Raw genomic sequence first — 4,320 nt, 5'->3', positions numbered from 1 at the left:
TGATTGTTGGTGTTAGCAACTTAAAATGAAAAGCGTTATGTTATAACTTCAAAATAATGGGTGGCTATGTATTTTTTTGATGGGTGGCTATGTATTTTTTTGCTATGTATTTTTGCCATTAACTGCGGCGGCGCAAGCATTTATAGCCCAAGTAAAGCCCGCTTATAAAGATGTGCTGGAATTGTCATAAAGCCAATATGACAAGTTATTCTAGTGAACTAAATGGGATCTATCTGATTACAGGTAACTACTTTTATCACTTGTGTCGACAACAATTTTTACATCAAGAACAAGTAAGTAAAGTATATATATAACAGATGGATGAACGTAAGTGATGTGAGTCACATTATTTTTGATGGTATGCGTTAAGTGTTTTTTTTTCGATTATTATGCTGTGATTACTTTCATGCGGAAATGCATAATGCCTCAATACAAATCATGCCCATGCTGCGCTGCAAAAACTATGTTTTATAAAATTCATCGCACTTTTATCGAAAGACATTTTAAGTATAAAGATTGGAGTAAATTCAGCTGTGCAGTTTGTGGTTCAATATTTATGACTCATCAGCTAAATTTGCTGCAAAATATAGTTATTTTAAACTCCTCCGACAAATCCGTATCTGATTGTGTTAACTCATAGAATTCCTAATGATTTTAGATGTCCATGCGATTAACTTTTAAGCATTTTAAGTTGATGAATTCTCTGGTTTAGCCAAGTTTGTGTTTCAGCGGTCGATTTACATACTTTTACGTTGTCATCGCATAATGAGGGAGCTTGGCTTTTAGTGATTGTTGCCATGATTGCAATATTCAAATAAAGTGCCACCCATTGTTAATGGTACACGCGCCAATCTTCTACTAGGTTTTGGTTGAGCATTAAACAAGGAGGTTATGATGCCGCGCCCTCGTAGAAGCCAAATTAGCCTAGAACTATTACCAACGAGATAACCCTTATTGCCATTGTTGCAGCCGTGTGGTATGCCGTGCATTCTTTTAGAGTAAAGAGTATGTGGTGACGATAAATACACAGGTATCAGTCAAAGCAGTGCTAAGTTACTCACAAGGCTTAATATTCCACAACAAAACTGGCTTAAAATCACCACCGAATTTGGTCAGCTATTTCATGGCCCAGTGGGCTCACTGCAAGAGCTCACACAATACTGTGAGCATTTACAAAAGCGGCGACGGCACTTTGCTACAAGCTGCCAGTATTTTCAATAAACAGGTTCCTTCCAAGCTGATATCAGCTTAGCAAGGTGCATAATCTAATCAATCTTCCAGTATTCAAGCATGGACAGCTTTGCGCCGACTTAACATCAGCCATTATCAGCTGAAATGCACCGAAATAGCATCAAATCTTGCTCATGCAATAGACTCGCAAAGCCAACGACTACTCAATCAGGTGAGTTCACTTGCGAGCATACCAAAAGGTCGTTATGTTATTGATTAATAATGGGTGGCTTGGATTTTGATTTTGTAAGCTGCTGTATTCATTATCTTCGGTCTTAACCCGTTTTTTTGATCTTAATCAACTTACCTTCTGCGAGCTTTGTTAAGTTAACGTTAACATTTAAAATATTTGATAGCTTTGCAAGGAGGCTTTATGAATTGGGATCTGTTTTCCAATTGGCAATATCAATTAATCGAAAACATATCTACAACAGGGGTTAAAGGCGAAGACTTTAGCTATCTATCAGAAACGTTACAGGCCGATGCAACCAGCATTACGATTATTGATAGCTGCTTAAAGCGACTACACACTTGGTCAGCAGAAATATCAGAAAAAGACATTCAGTTTTACCAGCAACATTGGCGACACGATGTTTTTTTTAATGCTTATCTAAAAAAAGGCTTGATAAACAGTTCGCAGATAATGGAGAAACTGATCAAGCCCGATCAACTTCCGGATGAAGTCAGCTGTGAGAGTTTATTACCCTATGTTCACTATCGCTCGACTCTAAGCTTACTGGTGACTGTTAACCAACACTTATACTTATTGTTTACAGCTCATTCGCTTAATGAAGTATTCAGTGGAGGCACTCGGCGATTACATGAGAAACTAGGCCACTCTATGCAGCCATGGGTGAGCGCCTTTCATGCTCACCAACTAGCGAATATCGAGCAAGATAAAGCCTTGTGTCGTTGTCAGGAACACTTTCCAATCCCTGTTAAACAACGTCCTGTTAAGCTCACTCCAGCAGAATACCAAGTTTTAACCCTATTAATTTGCGGTCACTCAGGTTCGGATATCGCAGGTATACGCCAAGTCAGCAAAGAAACCATAAAGAGCCAGATTAAAAGTGTTCTACACAAAACAGGATCTAAACATCAGAATCAGCTGTTATGGCGCTATAACCATAATCAATTATTGGTCACCATTGGCTTTAACGGTGGGCAAATAAGATAAAAAAGCCTGCTTCACTCTGCAGGCTTAGTACTATTTCAACAGTAACAGCATTATGGTTTAATTTGCTTAATCGCAATCGCATAAGCTGAGAATTGATTATCTCCTTCCGCCCACTGAGAGACGACGACCATCAGGTCTTTATCTTGGTTCATCAGCCAGTTATCTTCTTCACCTACAAATCGACCATCAACTAACTGCATCTGCATAGATTGCTCTGTTAACGTCTCATCTTCAGAAGTCGCCACATGACTCCAAGTAGCAAGCCCATCAGCATCAATATCCAATTCAACAATCCAATAGCCAAAGCCATCGGCATTCATGCTGCCATCATCAGGCATCTGAAGGTTATAAAGACGCCAAAATCCCTCTAAGTCAGCAAGAGATGGTTCGATATTGGCCTTTAGCAATACTGACATATTTTGACGGGTATCTTTATAGCTATGGCGTAAAATGACATCTTTACCACGCGACAGGTAAGTGACAGCAGACTCGTCGTCATCCTCGATAGTGATCTTGCCTAGCTCATCCATCGCAAACTGAACCGTTTCAACTTCTGTTTCCGCTTGTTTGTTCCCCACTGTCAACTCGGTAATATCAGCTTTACCTTGTTCATCAATCACGACCTTATCGAGCCAAACACCAAACTCATTTTGATTGAAGTTAGCACTTACAGGCGTTTCTATTCCTGTTCCCCACCACATACCTTCAAGGTCGCTTAACTGCTGATCCCCGGCTAACTTGATTGAAAGCCCAAGCTCCTGCTCATTATCTTCGGTAAAGTAGTTGGCTATCTTATCTTTTTGACTGCTTAATCCCATATCAAGATTTTCAACTTCAGCAAAGCTCAACATCCCTGTATTGCTAAGGTCGGCTTTAAAAGTATCCGTGTCTAATTCACCATCACTTTTGACTTTGGCAACCATAGTGACATTAGCCTCAGCATCGACACTCCATTCCTCAACAGCATAACTAAAGGCATCTTGAGAGTAAGTACCAGCAACAGGGATGGTAAAGAACACCGTATGCCACTGCCCAGTTAAATCTGTCAATTGATAAGCACGACTCTGACCAAAATGAGCCAATGCATCATCAGCATCAACCAATTCTTCTGCTGTCCCTCCTGATGTGACAAGTGCTTGCTCTGCCTGCTCATCGAAGTTGTCGGCAGTGGGATCTATTTCGTGACCCGCTAAAGTTACATGGATATCTTCTGCCAACTGAATACCGTTCTCGGGATCATTATCTGTATCAAGCGACTGCAGTAATCGCAGGGTATTAATTACCCCGGTATGATTGGCTGAGTCCGTTTGATAAAGATCCATCGGTGTGACTTCGGCCTGCCCCATAACACTTGGGAAGCGTGTCGCCCCAATATAGAACTCTACAGCCTCTCCCTCGTTATAACTAAACTGTCCTTGAGCGTCGGTTACCCCACTGTGATCTGTTGTCTCATAGCCGATGCCTGCCACAGGACTATCAGAAAAGATCCCCGTCAACACGGTTGGTTGGGGCTCTGGAGTTGGTGGCGTGGTAGAACTATCACTACCACAACCATTAAGTGCTAATACACCCGCAACAGCCAAGGCCGATACGCTAAGCTTGATTAAGTTTTTCATTATTATCTCCTTTCTATTGGCCTAAGTTCAGCATGCGATATGGGAGTCACAGAGGCATCCCCCGTTGGGGGGATAACTCAAAAGAGGTTTATGTTCTAAAACAAAAACTGTACTGGTTGAAGATATTGAACAATGCGGCCACCTACTCCAAGTGGCTGAATATCTGACACGGCAGAATAACATGGCCAGCCATAATTATTGGCTAAATTATCAGCACTGAACTAGGCTTTGGTTATTGCTTAATAATCGGTGATAGATGATGGCCAGACCAAGAGAAACACTCGTGAGTTTAGAAGA

Annotated in this window: 2 protein-coding genes and 1 pseudogene; 2 read left to right on the top strand and 1 reads right to left on the bottom strand. The window is 41.1% G+C overall.

Going from position 1 to position 4,320, the window contains the following annotated elements; translation table 11 throughout:
- Window positions 1-1,032 precede the first annotated feature (1,032 nt).
- Together Q4557_RS19455 and Q4557_RS19450 are read left to right on the top strand one after the other, a co-directional pair.
- Window positions 1,033-1,221 (top strand): annotated as a pseudogene (locus Q4557_RS19455) (transposase); the annotation flags it as partial.
- A 382-nt stretch (window positions 1,222-1,603) separates the two neighbouring features.
- Entirely contained in the window at window positions 1,604-2,407 is an 804-nt protein-coding gene (locus Q4557_RS19450; protein WP_303414948.1) for a LuxR C-terminal-related transcriptional regulator, read from the top strand.
- A 50-nt stretch (window positions 2,408-2,457) separates the two neighbouring features.
- Here the strand turns inward: Q4557_RS19450 and Q4557_RS19445 are convergent, their stop codons facing one another.
- Window positions 2,458-4,023, bottom strand: a complete 1,566-nt coding sequence (locus Q4557_RS19445) for a hypothetical protein (protein WP_303414946.1) — start codon at window positions 4,021-4,023, stop codon at window positions 2,458-2,460.
- Window positions 4,024-4,320: the final 297 nt, after the last annotated feature.

Source organism: Shewanella sp. 5_MG-2023 (assembly GCF_030547465.1).
Classification (GTDB): Bacteria; Pseudomonadota; Gammaproteobacteria; order Enterobacterales; family Shewanellaceae; genus Shewanella.
Note: the sequence above shows the minus strand (reverse complement) of the source record. Positions and strands in the feature narration are given on the sequence as shown.